This window comes from Streptomyces aureus, from assembly GCF_001418135.1.
In the GTDB taxonomy this organism is placed as follows: Bacteria; Actinomycetota; Actinomycetes; order Streptomycetales; family Streptomycetaceae; genus Streptomyces; species Streptomyces aureus_A.
The window spans coordinates 1-3656 of the sequence record NZ_LIPQ01000322.1; the positions used below are offsets into that span (position 1 = coordinate 1).

3 protein-coding genes are annotated in these 3656 nt (G+C 72.9%); 2 read left to right on the forward strand and 1 reads right to left on the reverse strand.

Translation table 11 applies throughout. The features are described from left to right. The first annotated feature begins 305 nt into the window (after nucleotides 1–305). The gene (locus tag AOK00_RS25365) at nucleotides 306–923 is read left to right on the forward strand and encodes a YceI family protein (RefSeq protein WP_055602579.1); all 618 of its coding nucleotides are present in this window, start codon (nucleotides 306–308) and stop codon (nucleotides 921–923) included. 147 nt (nucleotides 924–1070) lie between these two features. Here AOK00_RS25365 and AOK00_RS25370 read toward each other — a convergent pair whose 3' ends face one another. Then, a complete protein-coding gene (locus AOK00_RS25370) occupies nucleotides 1071–2270 on the reverse strand; it encodes a serine hydrolase domain-containing protein (protein ID WP_055602580.1) in 1200 nt (399 codons plus the stop codon). Nucleotides 2271–2487: 217 nt separating this feature from the next. On the opposite strand from AOK00_RS25370, the gene dnaN reads away from it, so the two are divergent. Continuing rightward, a complete protein-coding gene (dnaN, locus tag AOK00_RS25375; protein ID WP_055602581.1) occupies nucleotides 2488–3588 on the forward strand; it encodes a DNA polymerase III subunit beta in 1101 nt (366 codons plus the stop codon). Nucleotides 3589–3656: the final 68 nt, after the last annotated feature.

A 3656-nucleotide genomic window follows, 5' to 3' on the forward strand; every position in this document is an offset into this window, starting at 1 on the left:
GCGCCGAGGACGAGGGCGAGGGCGGTGAGGACGGAGCGGAGCTTCATGGGGTTGCCTCCTGCTGGTGACCGTGACGGTGGGGACGGTGGTGCAGGTGGTGCTCTGGTGCTCTGGTGCGCTTCGCGCAGGGAGATGGTGCCGCAGTTCTACGCGCGTCCGCCAGAGGGTGTCGGTGCCTGGCGGCGCCATTCGTGTGAACATCTTCCAGAGATGTTGAAAGTTGAACGGAATGCGTCTACAGTCATTCTCGTTGAAGGTTCAACAAGAATCGGTCGACACACATCCCGATCAAGGAGCAGTCAGTCATGGGTTTCTTCAACCGCAAGAGCAACGAGTCCGCCGCCGCCGCCGCCGTCGCCACCCTCCCGGTCGACCCGGCCCTGACCGCCCTGACCGGCGACTACACCATCGACCCGGCCCACAGCAGCATCGGTTTCACCGTCCGCCACGCCATGGTCACCAACGTCCGCGGCACCTTCGCCGAGCACGAGGGCGTCCTGAGGCTGGACGGCACGAACCCGGACGCCTCCACCGCATCGATCGACGTCAGGATCGCCTCGATCGACACGGGCATCGCGGACCGCGACGGCCACCTGCGCAGCGGCGACTTCTTCGACGCCGAGCAGTTCCCGCTCATGACGTTCCGCTCCCTGCACGCCCAGCAGCTGGGCGGCGACACGTACCGGATCACCGGCGACCTGACCATCAAGGACGTCACGAAGCCGCTCGCCATCGACCTGGAGTTCAACGGCTCCGCGACGGACGTGTACGGCAACGAGCGCGTCGGCTTCGAGGGCTCCGCCGAGATCCTGCGCTCCGACTGGGGTCTGACCTGGAACGCGGCCCTGGAGACCGGCGGCGTCATGGTCAGCGACAAGGTCAAGCTGAACTTCGACATCTCGGCGATCAAGAACGCCGCCTGATCCCGAGCCCTGGGCCTGGCCCCGGGGCCGGCCCCGGCCCCGAGTCACACGAGCGCGCCCGCCCTCCGCAGCAGCGGAAGGCGGGCGCTCGGCGTTGCGCGCCGCCCGGCGTCGGGCGGGGTTGAGCGTCCCGCGAGGCCGTTCCCGTCAAACGGCCCCTTCGGCCGCGCCGGAGATCTCGTTCCGGCGCGCGGCCGCCGCGACCACCGCCGGGATCAGGCGGTCGTTCTCGGCGGCGCCGGGGCCTGCGGCGAAGGCGAAACGGCGGCGGGCGTAGCTGTAGGCGAGGCCGGCGGCGGGGTCGGCGAAGGCCTGGGAGCCGGGAGCGCCGCTGTGGCCCACGGCGCCCGGGCCGAGCACCGGGTGGCGGGTGGCCAGCGGGACGAAGCCGAGGCCGAAGGCGTTCGTCGAGCCGGTCACCAGGTCCTGGCCGGAGGAGTGGATCCGGGCGACCTCGGCCAGGGTGTCCGGCTTCAGGAGCGGGGCGCGGCCGTCGAGCTCGCCGGCGATCGCCGCGTACATCCGGGAGAGGCCGCGCGCGGAGCCGACGCCGCCGCCGGAGATCGGCGCCCGGGCCCGTACCGTACGGGAGTTGGCGTACCCGACGATGTCGAACGGCGGGTCCGCGTGGAAGTTGAACGCGATGGCCATGAGGCTGTCGGGGGCGATCGGGTTCTCCGCGAGGAGGGCCTGCTCGGCGGGCGTCGGCAGCATCGGCAGGGCCGTACGGAAGCGGGGCTCCAGCTCCTCGGGCAGGCCCAGGTAGTAGTCGAGCGCGTACGGGGCGCGGACCCGCTCCTCGAACAGCTCCTGGATCGTCCGGCCGGTGGCCCGCAGGACGACCTCGCCGACGAGGGGGCCGATCACGAGGGCGTGGTAGCCGTGGGCGGTGCCGGGCTCCCAGAAGGGGCGCTGGCCCGCGAGCCGTGCGGCGACGGCCCGGTCGTCGGCGAGTTCGTCGGGGCTGAGGCCGCCGTCGGCGCCGATCACGCCGGACCGGTGGGCGAGCAGCTGCCGCAGGGTCAGCCTCCCCTTGCCCTCGGCGGCGAACTCGGGCCACCAGGAGGCGACTTCGCGGTCGAGATCGAGCACGCCGTCCTGGACGAGCAGGGCGGTGACCAGGGCCATCGCACCCTTGGAGGAGGAGTAGAGGCCGAGGAGCGAGTCCCCGTCGACCCCGTCGCCGCCCCAGAGGTCCACCACCAGCCGCCCGTGGTGATGGACGGCGAGCTGGGCTCCGCCGTCGCGTGCCTCGTTCGCCACGACGGTGGCGAACTCCTCCCGTACGGACTCGAATCCGGGCTCCACCGTGCCGTGGACCTGTACCTGGACGTGACCGTCGCTCATCGCGCTGCTCCCCCTGGACGTCGCCGACCTGTTCCGTGACTGCAACGGTCGGGGGAGCGATTCCCTTCCCGTGCTCCGCGCCGACCTCACCCCGGAGCGCACGGCACGGTCCCGCCGTGCTCGACGGCGGCGGCCCGGCTGCGGCCCGGCCTCGCCGAAGGTCGACCGAACACGCCGGTCAACGGCGTTGTCAGTGGTGGCGTCTAGCGTCGGCGGTATGGAATTCCGTATCGACAGCGGCGTGTTGACCGATGCCGTGGCCTGGGCCGCGCGCGTCCTGCCGGCCCGCTCCCCCATGCCCGTCCTCGGCGGTCTGCTCCTGGAGGCCGCGGACGGCCGGCTGCGGGTCTCCGGCCTCGACCACGAGGCCTCGGCCCGGATCGAGGTCGAGGCCGACACGGACGTCGAGGGCCGGGCCCTGGTCCTGGGCCGGCGACTGCTCGACATCTGCAAGGTGCTCCCCCGGGGCCTCACGGAGCTCGCCGTGGAGGGCGCCCGGCTCTCGGTCACCTCGGGCGAGGCCCGGTTCGGCCTCTCGCTCCTGCCCCTGGACGACTATCCGGCCCCGCCCGCGCTGCCCGAGGTCCGCGGCCTGGTGGACGGGGACGCCTTCGCCACGGCGGTCGGCCAGGTGGCCGTGGCGGCGGGCCGGGACGACTCGCTGCCGGTCCTCACTGGGATACGGCTCGCCCTGGACGGCACGGTGATGACGCTCGCGGCCACCGACCGCTACCGCTACGCGGTCCGCACCCTGGAGTGGAAGCCGGAGGCGGAAGGCGGCGAGCCGGCCGACGTGGTCGTCCCCGCCCGGCGCCTCACCGAGATCGCCCGCTCCCTGGCGGGCGCGGGCCCGGCCCGGCTCGCCCTTGACGGCGGCTCGATCGGCTTCGAGAGCGACGGCCTGCGCACCATCACCCGCCTCCTGGACGGCCGTCTCCCCCGCCACGACAAGCTCTTCGCCCTCGGCGACCACGCCCTGGCCGCCACCGACCGGGCCCCGCTGACCGAGGCGGTGAAGCGGGTCGCGGTCGTCGCGGAGGGCGACAGCCCGGTCCAGCTGACCTTCACCCCCACGTCGATCCATCTCCAGGCGGGCTACGAGGACGACGTGGCCTCCCAGCGCCTCCCGGCCACCCTCACGGGCCCGGACACCCTCACGGTGGCCTTCAACCCCGGGTACCTCATGGACGCCCTGACCGCCCTGGACGCCCAGAAGGTCCACTTCCACCTCCTGGGCCCGGGCCAGCGGGCCCTGCTCACCGACGGCCCGCAGCCGACCCACCGCCACCTGCTGATGTCGGTGAAGCCGCTGGTCTGAGGAGCCGCCTGGACCCCGTCGTCGAACTCCCGTCTGCCCCGCGGGCGACGACGGGGGTTCGACGACAG

What these genes read in the sequence shown, in the direction of transcription:
- AOK00_RS25370 (WP_055602580.1), bottom strand. Translation starts at nt 2,270, where the DNA reads ATGAGCGACGGTCACGTCCAGGTACAGGTCCACGGCACGGTGGAGCCC.
- AOK00_RS25365 (WP_055602579.1), top strand. Translation starts at nt 306, where the DNA reads ATGGGTTTCTTCAACCGCAAGAGCAACGAGTCCGCCGCCGCCGCCGCC.
- dnaN (WP_055602581.1), top strand. Translation starts at nt 2,488, where the DNA reads ATGGAATTCCGTATCGACAGCGGCGTGTTGACCGATGCCGTGGCCTGG.